This is a genomic window from Salmonella sp. NW38 (assembly GCF_051807745.1).
GTDB lineage: Bacteria > Pseudomonadota > Gammaproteobacteria > Enterobacterales > Enterobacteriaceae > Salmonella > Salmonella enterica.
Genome location: NZ_JAMMTO010000003.1, coordinates 108,614 through 127,931 on the forward strand (window position 1 = coordinate 108,614; position 19,318 = coordinate 127,931).

The following is a 19,318-nucleotide window of genomic DNA, read 5'->3' on the forward strand; positions in this document are numbered from 1 at the left end:
CTCACTTACTCAAGTCAACGACCTCGTCACCATTAACGATGGTCTTGATAATTTTAAAATCGTGGGTGAACGCGGTCAGGTTGGCGACTTTACCCGGCGCAATGCTACCGAGATGTTTATCAACGCCGATAGCGCGTGCCGGATAGAGCGTTGCCATGCGCAGCACTTCATCCAGCGCGATGCCGCAATGCGCGACCAGGTTACGTACGCCTTCAATCATGGTTAAGGACGAACCGCTCAACGTACCGTTTTCATCCACACACAGTCCATTGCGGTAGTATATTGTTTTACCTGCGAAAATGAACTGCTCAATATTGGCCCCCGCCGGTGCGGTGGCGTCTGTCACCAGACAAAGTTTGTCGCCTTTCAGGCGTTTGGCATTGCGAATGTTGGCGTAGTCGACATGCAGACCATCGGCGATAACGCCGCAATAAATATCCGCTTCGTCCAGAACAGCGCCAGCAAGGCCCGGCTCACGCCCTGTAATGTACGGCATCGCGTTAAACAGGTGAGTCGCAAAGGTAATCCCGGCGCGGAAGCCCGCTTTTGCCTCTTTTAACGTCGCGTTGGAGTGGCCTGCGGAAACCACAATGCCCGCATTCGCCAGTTTAGCGATTACGTCAGCAGGCACCATTTCCGGCGCGAGTGTAACTTTGGTGATGACGTCGGCATTATCGCACAAGAAATCGACCAGCGCAGCGTCTGGTTTACGCACGAAATCAGGATTATGGGTGCCTTTTTTTACCAGATTAAGCCAGGGGCCTTCCAGGTGGAGACCCAGCGCCTGGTGCGGATGTTTTTCCAGGTATTCGCGCATGACGCGAATGCCCTGTTTCATCAATTCATCGCTGGTAGTGATAAGCGTTGGCAGAAAGTTAGTACAGCCCGATTTTTCATTGGCTTTCTGCATAATTTCCAGCGTTTCAACGCTGACGGCTTCTGCGGTATCGTTAAACTGCACGCCGCCGCAGCCGTTTAACTGCACATCAATAAAACCGGGGGAGAGAATGGCCCCATTCAATGAGCGTTGTTCTATTCCCGGCGGCAGTTCGGCCATCGGACAAACGCGGTCAATCAGGCCATTAGCGACAACAAGCGCATGGTCATCAAGAATTTCGTGACCGGTAAAGATCCGGCCCTGGGTTAAAGCATACATTCTGACCCCCGATATCAAAAATTTACCGCCCCGCATTGACTGGCGGGGCGGAGACAACATTACAGACCTTTAATATTTTCTGCTTCTAATTCATTGAAATATTTCAATGTTTTAACTTTAAGTTCCATTGTGGACGGCTCATCGCATACCACAACCGCTTTCGGATGGAGTTGCAGGCAGCTAATAGTCCACATGTGGTTGACGTTGCCTTCAACCGCCGCCTGCAGCGCCTGGGCTTTCTGATGGCCCAGCACCAGAATCATCACTTCTTCCGCATCCAGCAGCGTGCCCACGCCTACCGTCAGCGCGTATTTCGGCACCTGGTTTACGTCGCCGTCAAAGAAGCGGGAGTTCGCTACGCGAGTATCATGGGTTAACGTTTTGATACGGGTACGGGAAGCCAGGGAAGATGCCGGTTCGTTAAAGGCGATGTGACCGTCGTTGCCGACGCCGCCCATAAACAGATGGATTTTACCGTAAGAACGAATTTTTTCTTCATATTGACGGCATTCTGCATCGATATCCGGTGCGTTACCGTTGAGAAGATTGATGTTTTCTGCTGGAATATCAACGTGATCGAAAAAGTTACGATGCATAAAGCTGTGGTAGCTTTCCGGGTGCTCTTTCGGCAGGCCAACATATTCGTCCATATTAAAGGTGACCACATGCTTAAAGCTGACCTCGCCCGCTTTGTGCATCTCAACCAGCGCTTTGTACGCTGTTAGCGGCGTGCCGCCGGTAGGCAGTCCAAGGACAAACGGACGATCGGCGGTCGGTTTGAACGCATTAATACGGTTAACGATATGGCGAGCGGCCCATTTGCCAACCTGTTCTGCGGTACTCAGGGGGATCAGTCTCATTCTTCACCTCAATAATCAATGTCAAAATTTGGCGGATCGTATTAAGCGTAACCTGGATATCCAGGGTTCGTGTTCAATCCGTCCTGATTTTTTGAATCATAAAATAAGTTTTCCGTGTTAGCCAGTGGATGGTGGGGGTGATTACGATATTTAGTGATTATAATCACAAAAAACACCCGTTTAATTTGCGAGGCGAATTAATTTTCCACACACTCTGTAGAAGATGATCTCACCGTTCGATTACAGAACATCACGTTTTTAACGTTTGCAACACAATAAAAAACGGCTTCAAAGAAGCCATATCGGCGTCTCGTAGGGGGAATAAGATGAATATTTTAGGTTTTTTCCAGCGGCTGGGTAGGGCGTTGCAGCTCCCTATCGCCGTGTTGCCGGTGGCAGCGTTGTTGCTGCGATTCGGCCAACCAGATTTGCTGAATATGCCGTTTATCGCGCAAGCGGGCGGGTCTATTTTCGATAACCTGGCGCTGGTCTTCGCTATCGGCGTGGCATCCAGTTGGTCTAAAGATAGCGCGGGCGCGGCAGCGCTGGCGGGAGCCGTGGGTTACTTCGTCATGACCAAAGCGATGGTGACGATTAACCCGGAAATCAACATGGGCGTGCTGGCGGGGATTATTACCGGTCTGGTCGGCGGCGCGGTTTATAATCGCTGGTCTGGTATCAAACTGCCTGATTTTCTCAGTTTCTTCGGTGGAAAACGTTTTGTGCCGATCGCAACGGGCTTTTTCTGTCTGGTGCTGGCCGCTATTTTCGGTTACGTCTGGCCGCCGGTACAGCATGGCATCCATGCGGGCGGTGAATGGATCGTTTCCGCAGGCGCGCTGGGTTCCGGTATCTTTGGCTTCATCAACCGTCTGCTGATCCCAACCGGTCTGCATCAGGTACTGAACACCATCGCCTGGTTCCAGATTGGTGAATTCACCAATGCCGCAGGCACTGTATTCCACGGCGACATCAACCGCTTCTATGCTGGCGACGGCACGGCGGGGATGTTTATGTCCGGCTTCTTCCCGATCATGATGTTTGGTCTGCCGGGCGCCGCTCTGGCGATGTATTTCGCCGCGCCGAAAGAACGTCGTCCGATGGTGGGCGGTATGCTGCTGTCTGTCGCGATCACCGCGTTTCTGACCGGCGTAACCGAGCCGCTGGAATTCCTGTTTATGTTCCTGGCGCCGCTGCTGTACCTCCTGCATGCCATTTTGACCGGTATCAGCCTGTTCGTCGCGACGCTGCTGGGTATCCATGCAGGCTTCTCTTTCTCGGCAGGCGCGATCGACTATGTTCTGATGTATAACCTGCCAGCGGCCAGCAATAACGTCTGGATGTTGCTGGTGATGGGCGTTGTATTCTTTATCATCTACTTCCTGCTGTTCAGCGCGGTTATTCGTATGTTTAACCTGAAAACGCCGGGCCGCGAAGATAAAGTTGATGAGATGGTAACGGAAGAAGCCAACAGCAACACCGAAGAAGGGTTAACGCAACTGGCGACCAGCTATATTGCTGCGGTTGGCGGTACGGACAACCTGAAAGCGATCGATGCGTGTATTACCCGTCTGCGCCTGACCGTGAATGACTCTGCTCGTGTCAACGATGCGGCCTGCAAACGCCTCGGCGCTTCCGGCGTGGTGAAACTGAACAAACAGACCATTCAGGTTATTGTCGGCGCGAAAGCGGAATCGATTGGCGATGAAATGAAGAAAGTGGTGGCGCGGGGGCCGGTCGCGGCAGCGTCTGCTGATGCGGCTCACGTTGCAACACCTGCTCCGGCGGCCAAACCCCAGGCGGTGCCGAATGCGGTGACTATCGCTGAACTGGTCTCTCCGATCACCGGTGAGGTAGTGGCGCTGGATCAGGTACCGGATGAAGCTTTCGCCAGCAAAGCGGTCGGCGACGGCGTAGCAGTGAAACCCACCGATAAAACCGTGGTTTCTCCGGCCGCGGGTACTATCGTGAAAATCTTCAACACTAACCACGCGTTCTGTCTGGAAACCGAAAAAGGCGCGGAGATCGTTGTCCATATGGGTATCGATACCGTCGCTCTGAACGGTCAGGGCTTCAAGCGTCTGGTAGAAGAGGGGGCGGAAGTCACGGCGGGTCAGCCGGTTCTGGAACTGGATCTGGACTTCCTGAATGCCAATGCGCGTTCCATGATAAGCCCGGTTGTTTGTAGCAACAGCGATGACTTCAGCGCTCTGGTCATCAAAGCGGATGGTCACGTGGTAGCGGGTCAAACGCCACTGTACGAGATCAAGAGCAAATAATCGCTTCCTGGCCGGATAAGGCGTAAGACGTCATCCGGCGATATCACAGAAAACATAAGCGGCAGAGGGGAACCTTCGCCGCTTTTTTTTACCGCAATTAGCCCCAATATTTTCTGCAAAGCCACTTTTTAAGTAACTAAAGGTTGTCAGTCTGTCCGGCTTATAAGATCATATGCCGTTATACGTTGTTTACGCTTTGAGGAATCCACGATGAGTGAGGCTGAAGCCCGCCCGACTAACTTTATTCGTCAGATTATTGATGAAGATCTGGCGAGTGGTAAACATACCACTGTCCATACCCGTTTTCCGCCGGAGCCGAATGGCTATCTGCACATCGGCCACGCGAAATCTATCTGCCTGAACTTTGGCATCGCGCAAGATTATCAGGGCCAGTGCAACCTGCGTTTCGATGACACCAACCCGGTAAAAGAAGATATCGAGTACGTTGATTCGATCAAAAACGACGTCGAGTGGTTAGGCTTTCACTGGTCTGGCGATATTCGCTACTCCTCCGATTACTTTGACCAACTGCACGCCTATGCGGTCGAGCTGATCAATAAAGGCCTGGCCTACGTTGATGAGCTGACGCCGGAGCAGATCCGCGAATACCGCGGTACGCTGACCGCGCCGGGTAAAAACAGCCCGTTCCGCGATCGCAGCGTGGAAGAAAACCTCGCGCTATTTGAAAAAATGCGTACCGGCGGTTTTGAAGAGGGTAAAGCCTGTCTGCGCGCTAAAATCGACATGGCGTCGCCGTTTATCGTGATGCGCGATCCGGTGCTGTATCGCATTAAATTCGCCGAGCATCATCAGACCGGCACGAAGTGGTGCATCTACCCGATGTACGACTTTACTCACTGCATCAGCGATGCGCTGGAAGGTATTACTCATTCTCTGTGTACGCTGGAGTTCCAGGACAACCGTCGTCTGTACGACTGGGTACTGGACAACATCACCATTCCGGTTCACCCGCGCCAGTACGAATTCTCGCGGCTGAATCTGGAATACACCGTGATGTCCAAGCGTAAGCTGAACCTGCTGGTGACCGACAAACACGTCGAAGGTTGGGACGATCCGCGTATGCCGACTATTTCCGGTCTGCGCCGTCGCGGCTATACCGCGGCTTCTATTCGTGAGTTCTGCAAACGCATCGGCGTCACCAAGCAGGACAACACCATTGAGATGGCGTCGCTGGAATCCTGCATTCGCGAAGATCTGAACGAAAACGCGCCGCGCGCAATGGCGGTAATCGATCCGGTAAAACTGGTTATCGAAAACTACCCGCAGGGTGAGAGCGAAATGGTTACCATGCCTAACCATCCGAATAAACCGGAGATGGGCAGCCGTGAAGTGCCGTTTAGCGGTGAGATCTGGATCGATCGCGCAGATTTCCGCGAAGAAGCGAACAAGCAGTACAAGCGTCTGGTGATGGGCAAAGAAGTGCGTCTGCGTAATGCCTACGTCATTAAAGCGGAGCGCGTAGAGAAGGATGCCGAAGGGAATATCACCACCATCTTCTGTACCTATGATGCCGATACGCTGAGTAAAGATCCGGCTGACGGGCGTAAAGTGAAAGGCGTAATCCACTGGGTTAGCGCAGCACATGCGCTGCCGATTGAAATTCGTCTCTACGACCGTCTGTTCAGCGTGCCGAATCCAGGCGCCGCGGAGGACTTCCTGTCCGTTATCAACCCCGAATCATTAGTGATTAAGCAGGGTTATGGCGAGCCGTCACTGAAAGCGGCGGTAGCAGGGAAAGCTTTCCAGTTTGAACGTGAAGGCTACTTCTGCCTCGACAGCCGCTATGCAACGGCCGATAAGCTGGTCTTTAACCGCACTGTGGGCCTGCGTGATACCTGGGCGAAAGCGGGCGAATAAGCACTGCGCCAACAGGCGAATGCTGTAAAAATACCTTGTCAACGCCGCGTTCTGCGGCGTTTTTTCTCTGCATTTCCAAGAGCCTATCCCATTAGGGCTATTTTACTTGCCATTTTGGACCTGGGCAGTGCTCGCCAAAACGCGTTAGCGTTTTGAACGCCGCTAGCGGCGGCCCGAAGGGCGAGCGTAGCGAGTCAAACCTCACGTACTACGTGTACGCTCCGGTTTTTGCGCGCTGTCCGTGTCCAAACTGGCTGCGCCAATAACGCCTGGTGGGATAGGCTCTAAGTCGATCCTCTTTTTTGCGAGGCGAATTAATTATTCTCTGAAAATTATTGATCTGATAAATGATTATTAATCTAAATGTTATAAGCGTCAGGTCAACAGGAGACAATTATTTTCATGCCTATGGAAAACAAGTCAATTTTCTTTCTGGCGGTCTGCTTCCCCCACCAGCAGTTGAATGTAACAGAAAGCAATTAAATATGTGCGGTTGCTCATATTATTACATACTGGTTACAGAAAGAGATTGATAATTCGCATCGCGAAAAATAGTCTATTTAACGTAGTAAATGAGGTTTCTCAGCGCTACTTTTTATTTTTATTTTTTCGCTGTTCGCTTTTGTCGGCAGCAATTTATACGTCAAAGAGGATTAACTTATGCGTACGTTTAGTGGCAAACGTAGTACGCTGGCTCTGGCTATCGCCGGTATCACAGCAATGTCGGGGTGGATCGTTGTTCCGCAGGCGCAAGCCTCCGGCTTTTTCGACGACTCCACGTTAACGGGCGGCATCTATTATTGGCAGCGTGAACGCGATCGCAAAGATGTGACCGACGGCGACAAATATAAAACTAACCTTTCTCATGCGACCTGGAACGCTAACCTGGATTTTCAGTCTGGTTACGCTGCGGATATGTTCGGTCTGGATATCGCGGCGTTTACCGCGATTGAAATGGCAGAAAACGGCGACAGCGGTCATCCAAACGAAATTGCCTTCTCGAAAAAGAATAAAGGCTACGACGAAGACTATTCCGGCGATAAGAGCGGTATCAGTCTTTATAAAGCCGCCGCGAAATTTAAATATGGCCCGGTCTGGGCGCGTGCCGGTTATATTCAGCCTACCGGTCAGACGCTGTTAGCGCCGCACTGGAGTTTTATGCCGGGTACCTATCAGGGTGCGGAAGCCGGCGCCAGTTTTGACTATGGCGATGCGGGCGCGTTAAGTTTTTCCTACATGTGGACTAACGAATATAAAGCGCCGTGGCATACCGAAATGGATAAGTTTTATCAGGCGGATAAAAAAACCAATGTGGATTATCTCCACTCCATCGGCGCGAAGTACGACTTCAAAAATGATCTGGTGCTGGAAGCGGCGTTTGGTCAGTCCGAAGGCTATGTCGATCAATATTTCGCGAAGGCCAGCTATAAATTTGATTTAGGCGGCAATCCGTTCACCACCAGTTACCAGTTCTACGGCGCGCGCGACAAAGTAGACGATCGCAGCGTGAATGATATTTACGACGGTACGGCCTGGCTGCAGGCGTTGACCTTCGGCTACAAAGTTGCGGAAGTGGTTGACCTGCGTCTGGAAGGCACCTGGGTGAAAGCGGACGGTCAGCAGGGCTATTTTCTGCAACGTATGACGCCAACCTACGCCTCTTCAAACGGTCGTCTGGATATTTGGTGGGATAACCGCTCCGACTTTAACGCTAACGGTGAAAAGGCGGTTTTCTTCGGCGCGATGTATGACCTGAAAAACTGGAATCTGCCGGGCTGGGCTGTGGGCGCGTCTTACGTTTACGCCTGGGATGCCAAACCGGCAACCTGGCAAAGTAACCCGGATGCTTACTACGACAAAAACCGCACTATCGAAGAGTCCTCATACAGTCTGGATGCGGTTTATACCCTGCAGGAGGGGCGTGCCAAAGGCACCATGTTCAAGCTGCACTTCACCGAATATGACAACCACTCCAATATTCCAAGCTGGGGCGGTGGTTACGGCAACATCTTCCAGGATGAGCGTGACGTGAAATTTATTGTTATTGCGCCATTCACTATTTTCTGATGTCAGATGCGGCAGGCTGCCGGTCTGCCGCGCTGTTGAGGAACGACCTATGAAAAAAATTTTACTCATCGCCAGCATGACCGCCGGTTTGACGGCCTGTGCGTCATCACCCGCGCCGGAAGAAGATAGTCGGCTGAAAGAGGCGTACAGCGCCTGTATCAATACCGCACAGGGCTCGCCTGAGAAGATAGAGGCCTGCCAAAGCGTACTGAATGTCCTTAAAAAAGAGCGCAAACATCAGCAATTTGCTAACGAAGAAAGCGTGCGGGTACTGGACTATCAGCAGTGCATTCAGGCGACGCGCACGGGTAACGATCAGGCGGTCAAGGCTGACTGCGATAAAGTCTGGCAGGAAATTCGCAGTCATAATAACGTGCAATAAAACCCTGCCTTGCCACCCACGGGCGAATGTTTTCCGCCCGTGGTTTTTTCAGGCTTTATTTTCTGCCGCGATATAGCCGCGACTCAGACGTACAAACAGCATCGCCGTCGCGGCAAGTCCACATAACGCCGCGCACATCAGCCACCAGCCGGGCGAGCTTTTATCGCCGGTTAACTTTACCAGCGCGGTAGAGATGGCCGGCGTCAGGCCGCCAAAAATCGCCGTCGCCAGGCTAAAGGCCAGCGAGAAACCAACGGTACGCACATAGACTGGCATCACTTCGGTTAACGCCGCGACCATTGCGCCGTTATACATGCCAAAAAAGAAAGAGAACCACAGCAGTACCAGCGTCATGCGGGTAAAGTCGGGCGCGGCGGTCAGCCACTGCATGACGGGCCAGGTGGTGATCAGCGCCAGCAACGTAATGCCCATTAACACGGCGCGACGGCCAATCCGGTCGGAAATCGCGCCGCCAATGGGTAACCAGATAAAATTGGACACCCCCACTAACATGGTGACGATCAAACTGTCCCGCGCGCTGAGATTAAGCACGGTTCTGCCATAGGTCGGCGTATAAACGGTGATAAAATAAAACGTTGTGGTGGTCATCGCCACCAGCAGCGTTCCGGCTGTAATAATGCGCCAGTTTTTGGCGATAGTTGCAAAAATTTCCCTGGTGTCGGGGCGATGCTTGCGTTGTAAAAACGCTTCTGTTTCTTGTAATGAACGACGTAAAACAAAAATCAGCGGAATGATCATACAGCCGATAAAGAACGGAATTCGCCAGCCCCACTCCGATATCGCGTCGTGTCCCAGCGTGATATTCAGGCTATAACCAATCAACGCGGCGACAACGATCGCGACCTGCTGACTGGCAGATTGCCAGCTGGTATAAAACCCTTTATTGCCTGGCGTTGCGATTTCGGACAGATAGACCGAGACGCCGCCTAACTCAACGCCCGCAGAAAATCCTTGTAATAACCGGCCCAACAGCACCAACGCAGGCGCTGCCAGGCCGATCGTTTGGTAGCCGGGGACGAGGGCGATGAGCAACGTACCGCAGCCCATAATCGCCAGTGTCACCATCAGCCCTTTACGGCGTCCGATTCTGTCAATATAGGCGCCAAGCACAATCGCGCCGACGGGGCGCATTAAAAAACCGGAGCCAAAGACGGCAAAGGTCAACATTAATGAGGCAAACTCGCTTTCCGCCGGAAAAAACGTTCTGGCGATATAGGTGGCGTAAAATCCGAACAAGAAAAAATCAAACTGTTCAAGAAAATTGCCGCTTGTCACGCGCAGTATTGCGCCGAACGTGCCGGCGCGCGATGTTGCAGGTGTGTGTTGTGCCATAGGGTTTGCTCTCCACTGTCTTTATTGTTTTATGGGTAAGATGTTGCGGGTCAGTTGCCTGTATCCCCCGCATGTTTTCCGCGTCGCTTCTCAACTGCCCATTTGAGTAAGGCCGCGCAGCGGAAAAATCCGTGGGCGAATTTTCCGTAGGGAAGGGTGAGAAAGAGCGCCATCACCACGCCTAAATGGAGCGCCAGCAGTATGCCCATTCCGCTGGTGTCTCTGCCTGCCAGCAGCGCCAGCCCGGTAAGACTGGTTAAGAACAGCAGCAGAATAAAGCTGCGATCCATGGGTTTCTGGCGCGCATCGCCATGTAACGGCGACCGCCGCAGATTGAGCCACAGTAGCCCGGCCGGGCCGATAAGCAGACCGATACCGCCCAGCGTGCCGAGCATGACCGGCAGGCTAAAGAACGGGTAGGGCGCTTCCCAACCGGCGACGTAGTGATAGCCTGTCGCCACTACCGTGGCGGCAAAACAGAGCATAAAACCGTAGAAGGTAAAGTGATGAAAGCGACGGCGCAGCAGCGTGAACGCATCGTCCGCTTCGTTACAGCCTTTGCCGTGACCGCCGTCGAGATATTTCAGCGTTAACGCATTGTGCGACGCTTCCGCAATCTCCGCCGAACGCGGTACGCCCGGCGAGATCTCACGCCAGAAGCGGATTACGCCCGCCATAAGCAAACCGATTGCCAGCACAAAAACTGAGCCAAACATCCATGCCAGCAGGCTATGCGGAAAAATTTGATAGAAGTCACCGGCCAGCGGTGGATGAATCAGCGACCCTTTCAGCGCCATCGCCAGTAATAAAAAGAGCGTCAGACCGACTATCAGCGCCAGCGCGACGGTGATCCCCGCCCGGCGGTATAACGCGCCAAAAGCGGCGGGCTGGGCATACTGTTGATACGTCTCCAGGCGGGCTTGCGCCATCGCTTTCGGCACGTTAATGGCAAATTCATGGGGTGGCGCGTACTGGCACGCGTGCAGGCAGGCACCGCAGTTATGACATAAATTCGCCAGATAATGAATATCGGCTTTACCGAATTCGAGCCGCTGGGTCATCGCCGGAAATACCGCGCAAAAACCTTCGCAGTAGCGACATGCGTTACACACTTGCATGACGCGTTCGACCTCGGCTTCCGGTTCGGTAAGCACGGTGGCCTCAATGATTAATTTTTCAAGCTGTTTCATGCTGCGCCTCCTTGTGCGCCGCGCGGGCGGCTTCTATTCCCGCAATGCGGCCAAAGGTTGTGCCGATAGACATGCCTACGCCTGCGGTATACCCCTTGCCCAGAACATTTCCTGCCATCATCTCGCCGGCAACAAACAGGTTGCGGCTTGGATGACCGGCAAAATGCACCGCGGCACGTTCGTTAACTTTCAGGCCCAGGTAGGTAAACGTGATGCCGGGTCGCAGCGCATAACCGTAGTAGGGCGGCGCATCAAGCGGGCGCGCCCAGTGGGTTTTCGCCGGCGTCAGGTTTTTGGTGGCGCAGTCATCAAGCAAGGTATGATCAAAATGACCGGGTTGGCAGGCCTGGTTATACTGCGTGACGGTATGGGTAAATTTTTCCGCGTCCAGCCCCAACTGGCAGGCCAGTTCTGCCAGCGTATTGGCCTGCGCGCCAGGAAAAACCGGCGGCATAAAGTGGCCGATGGCTTTGCTGTCAATAATCGAATAGCCAATTTGTCCTGGCTGTTGAGCCACCAGCCGCCCCCAAATGGCGTAACGCTTCGGCCAGAAATCTTCGCCTTCATCATAAAAACGTTCGGCGTCGCGATTCACGACAATACCCAGCGATACGCAATCCACGCGAGTACAAATACCGCCGTCGTACAGCGGCGCCCTGGCATCAATCGCTACGCAGTGCGACTGGGACGGATCGCCAATGATATCCGCGCCGGCATCCATCATAAATTTGAGTAATACGCCCTGGTTAAAACGCGTGCCGCGAATCAGGAAATTATCTGCGGGCCATTCGCCGCGGGCGTTTTCTCCCCAGGCTTCCCGCAGCCATTCACGATTTGATTCGAAACCGCCAGCCGCTAATACGCAGGCTTTGGCGGTAATACGTTCGCTACCCGCCAGCGCTGCCACGAATTCGCCGTCATGAAGTTCAAGCGCGTGAACCGGCGTGTTATAGCGAATCTGTACGCCCAGCCGTTCGGCGCTACGGTAATAGGCATTGACGAGCGCTTTCCCGCCGCCCATAAAAAACGCATTGGTGCGCGCAACGTGGAGCGCCCCAGATAGCGGCGGTTGAAAGTTAACGCCATGTTTGCGCATCCAGTCGCGGCATTGCGAAGAGGTGCGAATGACCAGCCGCGCCAGCGCCTCGTTGGTGTTGCCGTCGGTGACTCGCCACAGATCCTGCCAGAATTCCTCTTCAGGATAGCTTTCTACCAGCACATCCTGCGGCGCATCATGCATACAGCGCAGGTTTCGTGTGTGCTGAGAATTTCCGCCGCGCCATTCCCGCGGGGCAGCCTCCAGCAGCAGAACCGATGCGCCCGCTTCCCGTGCGGTCAGGGCGGCGCATAATGCGGCATTGCCTCCGCCTATCACCAGTACATCAACCATCTTATACTCCCGTACCATTTAACTATTTGTTAAATTTGTAATTGAAATGTATACGGATAAATAAGCGGCGCGCTATCAGGTAGCGCTAAACAGGGGTTTAGTAAGCGTAAAGGGTTGCGCCTGGCCATTCACCGGCGTCGACTAACTGACGCATAACTTTGGTAAGGACTACTCTGGCTGCAAGGCCGGCGGGCGTCAGTTCATCATCCGACAGGCTGACTAAAAAATTGGGGCGGCTGAGTACCGGATTATGGACGCCGATCACGCGTAGCGCGTCGTTATCCAGATGAGAAATCGCCGCGCCGGGCTGCAACGTGGCGCCAAGACCGTCGCGCACGGCGCGCATCAACAACGCCAGGCCGTCAATTTCCGCGACGATTTCAACGTTAAGCGCATGTTCCTGGCAGACAGCGTCCAGCCTGCCGCGCAGCCCGTGTCCCTGGCTTGGCATAATGAGCGGAATGCCTGTCAGTTGTTCAGGTGTGATCGGGTTATCAGGAAGCGCCGCCAGCAGGGCATGGGAGCCAATCAGAAAAAGCTGTTCTTCAAGGATCGGTCTGGCGCTCCAGCGCAGGATTTTATCTTTTTGAAAGACAACGGCTAAATCAATCTGGCGGGTATTGATCATTCTTTCCAGATTACCGGACAAGCTTTCCACCACATGCAGTCGGACATCGGCATAGTTTTCCTGCATGGCATGGATAAACGGTATACCCAGTATGGAGGCGGTACTGGGGGCCATTCCTACGCTCACATGACCGGAAAGGCGCGCTTCTCTGGCGGCGAGAATCGCATCGTCGGCATGACGCAGGGCGAGTTGCGCCTGCGAATAAAAGGCCAGCCCGGCGTTGGTTGGCGTTACGCCGCGCGAGGTGCGCTGCAGCAGACGGATAGCAAGCTCGTTTTCCAGACGGGACATCTGTTGACTTAATGCTGAAACGCCAATATCAAGATCCTGTGCGGCGCTACCCATACTGCCGGTTTCAATAATACGCACGAAATAGCGTAACTGGCGAAGCTCCATTCCTGCTCTCCTGAGATGCGATAGCGTTTTTTACATTAAATCAACATCAAGCGGCAGGAAAGAGGAGGATATAAAAAAGCCAACCGGGCGGTTGGCTCTTCGAAAGATTTACACTTATTTAGTCGCGTCATCGTGCGCGTGCTCGTCTTCGCGGCAGTCGCCTTCAGCGCAGTGGCCGTAAAGATAGAGGCTGTGATTAGTTAAACGAATACCGTGTTTCGCCGCAATTTCACGCTGGCGCGCTTCAATAGAGTCATCACTAAATTCAATCACTTTTCCGCAGTCAAGGCAGATAAGATGGTCGTGATGATGCTGTTGCGTCAGTTCAAAAACGGATTTACCGCCTTCAAAATTATGGCGGGTCACGATACCGGCATCGTCAAACTGGTTCAGCACACGGTATACGGTTGCCAGACCGATTTCTTCACCCATGTCGATCAGGCGTTTGTATAAATCTTCCGCACTGACGTGATGGTTATCTGGTTCCTGAAGAACTTCCAGAATTTTTAAACGAGGAAGCGTTACTTTCAGGCCAGCCTTCTTTAATGCGGTATTGTTGTCAGTCATGCGGAATCTGTCCTGTTGCTAAACGATTCACTTCATTAGAGAAGTGACAGAAATTGCACTCAAGATAATGCGTATCATTATAGGACTGCCATGCCGAAATGAAAACCGCAAGTCTCTCGCAGATGTTAATAAAACTGTGGTTTTGCCTGCAAATTCTGGCGCCACCTGATTACACCCGGACATTGTACAGGGATGGGTGCGAAAGTTACAAATTTGTAGCAATTATTTTGATTGGTCTTGTCTATTGATGCGGCGCAGATATAACGCTGCGCCGCATAAGATTAGGCGTTGAGGATGTCGTCGAGGTGCAATTCAGCTGAAACTTGCTTAACCCATTTTTCAACACGCTCGGCGGTCAGTTCAGGCTGACGGTCTTCGTCAATCGCCAGGCCGACAAAATGATCGTCGTCAGCCAGACCTTTAGAGGCTTCAAAATGATAGCCTGCAGTTGGCCAGTGACCCACAATCGTGGCGCCGCGCGGCTCAATAATGTCGCGAATCGTGCCCAGCGCATCACAGAAGTATTCCGCGTAGTCTTCCTGATCGCCACAGCCAAACAGCGCCACCAGCTTACCGTTAAAGTCAATCTCTTCGAGAGTCGGGAAGAAGTCATCCCAGTCACATTGCGCTTCGCCATAGTACCAGGTTGGGATGCCCAGCAGCAGAATGTCGTACCCTTCCAGGTCTTCTTTACTGCTTTTTGCAATGTCATGCACATCGGCAACGTCTTTACCAAGCTGTTTTTGAATCATTTTTGCGATATTTTCGGTATTACCGGTGTCGCTGCCGAAAAAGATGCCAGTGATTGCCATGAGTAAAATAACCTCTTGAAACTTATTGAAATGGTGGTGGCGAATTGCCCACGGATAAGGGCAATCATAGCAGAACAGGCAGATATGCGGAAACAGCAATCACGCGGGACTGCACGCTCTGCTACACGAAATATGAAACAAAACTTATTTTCAGACTAAACCCTGGCCGCGCAGCGCCATAAGCTGCTTCATTAATATTTCTTCAATGAGCTCGCTGCGGCTAATGTTGCGCGCTTCGGCCAGCTCATTCAGCGCGTCAACCGCTTGTGCGTTGAGTTTTAATTCGACACGCTTGAGGCCACGAACTTTGTCGCGTTTTAACTGGTTGCGCTTGTTGATGCGTAACTGTTCATCGCGCGAAAGCGGATTCGTTTTAGGTCGTCCCGGGCGACGCTCGTGCGCGAACAGATCTAATGTCGTACGGTCCGTTTGTTCTTTGGCCATGATTTTGGTGACTTCGGGGGAAACAATCAGCCAGGCTTATGCCCGGATGGATAGCGCGCCATCATACATCAGCGAGGAAGCGACGCCAACGCCCGCGCGCGTAATCGCGCACAGGCGATGAGTTTTTAATCAGTTAGCGTTTATCGTGCAGATAACGGCGGATGGCGCGCAGAACCGCCTCTGGTTTTTCGGCATGTACCCAGTGGCCCGCGCCGGCGATCACATGTGCGCGCGCCAAAGGGAATTGCGCCAGCAGCGCGTCGCGGTACGCTTCGGTCACGTAGGGCGAGTTACCGCCTGGAATAAACAGCGCCGGATGTTCCCAGGGCGGAATGGTTTCCCAGCCGACGATATGCGGATACTGCTCCCATAATACCGGAACATTAAAACGCCATTCGCCTTCAGCCCAGGATTTTAACAGAAACTGGATCACGCCTTCTTCGTTGAGGTGCTGGCGCATAATCCCTGCCGCCTGTTGGCGGGATGTCGCATCGGATTCGCTGACGGCGTTAATGGCCGCGAAAATGCGATCGTGGCGGCGAACGTGATAATCCACGGGGGCGATATCAATCGCGACCAGACGATCGATGCGATCGGGCGCCAGCGCCGTCAGCGCCATTACCGCTTTTCCGCCCATGGAATGACCAATAAACGTCGCTTTTTCAATCTGCTGCGCGTCAAGCGTATCCAGAAGATCCTGGGCCATTGCCGGATAATCCATGACCGGATCGCGCGGCGATAAACCATGATTGCGCATATCGACCTGAATAATGTCGTGATCGGTCACCAGATCGCGCGCCAGTACGCCGAGGTTGTCCAGGCTGCCAAACAGACCATGAACGAGAACGATGGGGGAATTATTGTGCAGGTTTTGTGCAGATTGCGCTCGGATGTTTAATTTCATGGCAAAGTTCTTTTTTTCGCTCTGTCGGGTTAGGGTATTATGTTGACCATTCTGCCACTGGGCTGCAACCTCTAAGGTTTACTCCGAGTTTTTTTGTCAGCCGGGCTTAACGCTATCCGCTGTTGGGATTTGTTCCTATAATCCCAATGACTTGTATTCAGCAAAGACATCGCACTGGATTAAGATGAAAACGATTGAAGTTGATGATGAACTCTATAGCTATATTGCCAGCCACACCAAGCATATCGGCGAGAGCGCATCCGACATTTTACGGCGTATGTTGAAGTTTTCCGCCACGACACAGCCAACGGCTTCAGCGGTGAAGGGGACGCCTGCGGCGCAACCCGTTGCCGAAGCGAAACCGGTCAACCCGGTAAAAGACAAAGTTCGCGCGATGCGTGAGCTGCTGTTGTCTGACGAATATGCCGAGCAGAAAAAAGCGGTCAACCGCTTTATGCTGATTCTGACTACACTCTATTCACTGGATCACCACGCGTTTGCGGAGGCGACGGAGTCGTTGCATGGCCGCACGCGCGTCTATTTTGCGGCGGATGAACAAACGCTGCTGAAAAATGGGAATCAAACTAAACCTAAGCACGTTCCCGGCACGCCGTACTGGGTGATCACCAACACCAACACCGGCCGTAAATGCAGCATGATCGAACACATCATGCAGTCAATGCAATTCCCGGCGGAATTGATTGAAAAGGTTTGCGGAACAATTTAATCCTTGCATTAGAAGGACCAGGCAATGGCAATCCACAACCGCGCAGGACAACCCGCGCAACAGAGTGATTTGATTAACGTCGCCCAACTGACGGCGCAGTATTATGTACTGAAACCGGAGGCAGGGAATGCAGAACATGCCGTGAAATTTGGCACTTCCGGCCATCGCGGTAGCGCAGGTCGTCACAGTTTCAACGAACCGCATATTCTGGCGATCGCCCAGGCGATTGCTGAAGAGCGGGCGAAGAATGGCATTACCGGCCCCTGCTATGTGGGGAAAGACACCCATGCGCTCTCGGAACCGGCCTTCATTTCCGTGCTGGAAGTGCTGGCGGCAAACGGCGTAGACGTTATCGTGCAGGAAAATAATGGCTTCACGCCAACGCCTGCCGTGTCAAATGCTATCCTGGTCCATAACAAAAAAGGCGGCCCGCTGGCTGATGGTATTGTCATTACGCCGTCGCACAACCCGCCGGAAGATGGCGGTATTAAATATAATCCGCCCAATGGCGGCCCGGCGGACACCAACGTCACTAAAGTGGTAGAAGATCGCGCCAATGCGCTGCTGGCGGATGGCCTGCAAGGCGTTAAGCGCATCTCTCTGGATGCGGCAATGGCCTCGGGCCACGTTAAAGCGGTAGATCTGGTACAGCCGTTTGTCGAAGGGCTGGCGGATATCGTTGATATGGCGGCGATTCAGAAAGCCGGTCTGACGCTGGGCGTTGATCCGCTGGGCGGCTCCGGTATTGAATACTGGAAACGTATCGCAGAGCATTACAAGCTTAACCTGACGTTAGTCAACGATCAGGTTGATCAAACCTTCCGCTTTATGCATCTGGATAAAGACGGCGCGATCCGCATGGATTGCTCCTCCGAATGCGCGATGGCGGGTTTGCTGGCGCTGCGTGACAAGTTTGACCTGGCCTTCGCCAACGACCCGGACTACGACCGTCATGGCATTGTGACGCCTGCAGGGCTGATGAACCCGAACCATTATCTGGCGGTCGCCATTAACTATCTGTTCCAGCATCGTCCGCTGTGGGGCAAAGACGTGGCTGTCGGTAAAACGCTGGTCTCTTCCGCGATGATTGACCGCGTGGTGAATGATTTGGGACGCAAGCTGGTAGAAGTGCCGGTTGGCTTCAAATGGTTTGTTGACGGTTTGTTCGACGGCAGCTTTGGTTTCGGCGGGGAAGAGAGCGCGGGCGCTTCGTTCCTGCGTTTCGACGGTACGCCGTGGTCTACTGATAAAGACGGTATCATCATGTGCCTGCTGGCGGCAGAAATCACCGCCGTTACCGGGAAAAACCCGCAAGAGCATTACAATGAACTGGCAGCGCGTTTTGGCGCGCCGAGCTATAACCGTCTGCAGGCGGCAGCGACCTCGGCCCAGAAAGCGGCATTGTCTAAACTGTCTCCGGAAATGGTGAGCGCCAGCACGCTGGCAGGCGACCCGATCACCGCGCGTCTTACCGCAGCGCCGGGTAATGGCGCATCGATTGGCGGCCTGAAGGTAATGACCGATAACGGCTGGTTCGCCGCGCGTCCATCCGGTACGGAAGACGCTTACAAGATCTATTGCGAAAGCTTCCTGGGGGAAGAACATCGCAAGCAGATTGAGAAAGAAGCCGTTGAAATCGTTAGCGAAGTATTGAAAAACGCCTGATGGGCGATATGGAAGAAAAAGGAGCCTTACGGCTCCTTTTTTATATTAACGGCGCTGTGCTTATCAGGCCTGTAAACCGCCTCCAGGCCGGATAAGGCGCTTGTGATATCTGACTTATTCGCTCTGAGTCGCCAGATGTCGGCGGCAGGTGAGGGCGTCGCATTCGATACGCACCACGCAAACCGCTTTCATCATATCTTCCCGATAACTGAAGGTTTTTCCCGGATCGGTCTGGCGCATAATGACGTCCAGGCCGTAGCGCATCTCCTCGCGTGTTTGCAATATCGATGCCAGTCCGGTGGCGAAAACGCTGGTGTAGGCGTAGCTATAATCACAGGGATCATCGGCACGTAGTAATGCATGGTCGCCGTCCATTTCAATGCATACTGCCGGGTTCTTACGTAACAGACGCATCTTTTTCCCGGTGCGTGCGCCGTGAAAATAAAATATCCAGCGTCCGTTCTGATACTCGTAGCCAAAATTTACGGGGACAACATACGGGCAGAGATTGTCGTTAAACCCTATCCGACACACTTCGTGTTTACTGAGAATAGCCAGTATTTCTGCTATATCAGTGACTTCCCGTTCTGGATTACTCATTTCTATTATCTTATTCAAAG

The 19,318-nt window shown here is 53.0% G+C and carries 17 protein-coding genes and 1 pseudogene; 6 read left to right on the top strand and 12 right to left on the bottom strand.

Annotated features, from left to right (window positions below):
* Position 1: 1 nt before the first annotated feature.
* Both nagA and nagB read right to left on the bottom strand, forming a co-directional pair.
* Complete coding sequence (gene nagA / locus NA624_RS06780) at positions 2–1,156, bottom strand: N-acetylglucosamine-6-phosphate deacetylase (protein WP_000271186.1); 1,155 nt, start codon at positions 1,154–1,156, stop codon at positions 2–4.
* A 59-nt stretch (positions 1,157–1,215) separates the two neighbouring features.
* Positions 1,216–2,016, bottom strand: coding sequence for a glucosamine-6-phosphate deaminase (gene nagB / locus NA624_RS06785; protein WP_001237059.1), 801 nt, complete (start codon positions 2,014–2,016; stop codon positions 1,216–1,218).
* 326 nt (positions 2,017–2,342) lie between these two features.
* Between nagB and nagE the strand changes: the two genes are divergently transcribed.
* The 4 genes from nagE to chiQ all read left to right on the top strand — a co-directional run bounded on the left by nagE (position 2,343) and on the right by chiQ (position 8,622).
* A complete protein-coding gene (gene nagE / locus NA624_RS06790) occupies positions 2,343–4,295 on the top strand; it encodes a PTS N-acetyl glucosamine transporter subunit IIABC (protein WP_001023069.1) in 1,953 nt (650 codons plus the stop codon).
* A gap of 210 nt (positions 4,296–4,505) precedes the next feature.
* On the top strand, positions 4,506–6,173 hold the full coding sequence (gene glnS / locus NA624_RS06795; RefSeq protein WP_001287186.1) for a glutamine--tRNA ligase: 1,668 nt from the start codon (positions 4,506–4,508) through the stop codon (positions 6,171–6,173).
* A gap of 660 nt (positions 6,174–6,833) precedes the next feature.
* Positions 6,834–8,240: a chitoporin ChiP gene (gene chiP, locus NA624_RS06800; RefSeq protein ID WP_001258803.1), complete on the top strand. Its 1,407-nt coding sequence runs from the start codon at positions 6,834–6,836 to the stop codon at positions 8,238–8,240.
* A 49-nt stretch (positions 8,241–8,289) separates the two neighbouring features.
* On the top strand, positions 8,290–8,622 hold the full coding sequence (gene chiQ, locus NA624_RS06805) for a ChiQ/YbfN family lipoprotein (protein ID WP_000722260.1): 333 nt from the start codon (positions 8,290–8,292) through the stop codon (positions 8,620–8,622).
* A 48-nt stretch (positions 8,623–8,670) separates the two neighbouring features.
* Here chiQ and tcuC read toward each other — a convergent pair whose 3' ends face one another.
* The 9 genes and pseudogenes from tcuC to ybfF all read right to left on the bottom strand — a co-directional run bounded on the left by tcuC (position 8,671) and on the right by ybfF (position 16,306).
* A complete protein-coding gene (gene tcuC / locus NA624_RS06810) occupies positions 8,671–9,975 on the bottom strand; it encodes a tricarballylate/proton symporter TcuC (protein ID WP_000057014.1) in 1,305 nt (434 codons plus the stop codon).
* A 50-nt stretch (positions 9,976–10,025) separates the two neighbouring features.
* Positions 10,026–11,165 (bottom strand): tricarballylate utilization protein TcuB, encoded by a 1,140-nt coding sequence (tcuB, locus tag NA624_RS06815; protein ID WP_000811137.1) that lies wholly within the window; start codon positions 11,163–11,165, stop codon positions 10,026–10,028.
* Positions 11,152–12,555 carry an FAD-dependent tricarballylate dehydrogenase TcuA gene (gene tcuA / locus NA624_RS06820; protein WP_000228705.1) on the bottom strand — a complete coding sequence of 468 codons (1,404 nt, stop codon included), beginning with the start codon at positions 12,553–12,555 and terminating at the stop codon, positions 11,152–11,154. The genes tcuB and tcuA overlap by 14 nt, the downstream gene beginning before the upstream one ends.
* A gap of 97 nt (positions 12,556–12,652) precedes the next feature.
* The gene (gene tcuR / locus NA624_RS06825; RefSeq protein ID WP_000423376.1) at positions 12,653–13,579 is read right to left on the bottom strand and encodes a tricarballylate utilization LysR family transcriptional regulator TcuR; all 927 of its coding nucleotides are present in this window, start codon (positions 13,577–13,579) and stop codon (positions 12,653–12,655) included.
* Between the two features lie 114 nt (positions 13,580–13,693).
* Positions 13,694–14,146 (bottom strand): ferric iron uptake transcriptional regulator, encoded by a 453-nt coding sequence (gene fur, locus NA624_RS06830; protein WP_000131699.1) that lies wholly within the window; start codon positions 14,144–14,146, stop codon positions 13,694–13,696.
* A pseudogene (locus tag NA624_RS06835) lies at positions 14,139–14,224 on the bottom strand (fur leader peptide). Before NA624_RS06835 ends, fur begins: the two are co-directional and overlap by 8 nt.
* Before the next feature lie 203 nt (positions 14,225–14,427).
* Positions 14,428–14,958, bottom strand: a complete 531-nt coding sequence (gene fldA, locus NA624_RS06840; RefSeq protein ID WP_001018621.1) for a flavodoxin FldA — start codon at positions 14,956–14,958, stop codon at positions 14,428–14,430.
* A 150-nt stretch (positions 14,959–15,108) separates the two neighbouring features.
* Positions 15,109–15,402: a LexA regulated protein gene (ybfE, locus tag NA624_RS06845; RefSeq protein ID WP_001040939.1), complete on the bottom strand. Its 294-nt coding sequence runs from the start codon at positions 15,400–15,402 to the stop codon at positions 15,109–15,111.
* Positions 15,403–15,535: 133 nt separating this feature from the next.
* Positions 15,536–16,306: an esterase gene (gene ybfF, locus NA624_RS06850; RefSeq protein ID WP_000773245.1), complete on the bottom strand. Its 771-nt coding sequence runs from the start codon at positions 16,304–16,306 to the stop codon at positions 15,536–15,538.
* A 184-nt stretch (positions 16,307–16,490) separates the two neighbouring features.
* Between ybfF and seqA the strand changes: the two genes are divergently transcribed.
* The gene (gene seqA / locus NA624_RS06855) at positions 16,491–17,033 is read left to right on the top strand and encodes a replication initiation negative regulator SeqA (protein ID WP_000848395.1); all 543 of its coding nucleotides are present in this window, start codon (positions 16,491–16,493) and stop codon (positions 17,031–17,033) included.
* A 24-nt stretch (positions 17,034–17,057) separates the two neighbouring features.
* Entirely contained in the window at positions 17,058–18,698 is a 1,641-nt protein-coding gene (gene pgm, locus NA624_RS06860) for a phosphoglucomutase (alpha-D-glucose-1,6-bisphosphate-dependent) (RefSeq protein ID WP_000974372.1), read from the top strand.
* Positions 18,699–18,812: 114 nt separating this feature from the next.
* Here the strand turns inward: pgm and NA624_RS06865 are convergent, their stop codons facing one another.
* A complete protein-coding gene (locus NA624_RS06865; RefSeq protein WP_000070056.1) occupies positions 18,813–19,298 on the bottom strand; it encodes a pyridoxamine 5'-phosphate oxidase family protein in 486 nt (161 codons plus the stop codon).
* Positions 19,299–19,318: the final 20 nt, after the last annotated feature.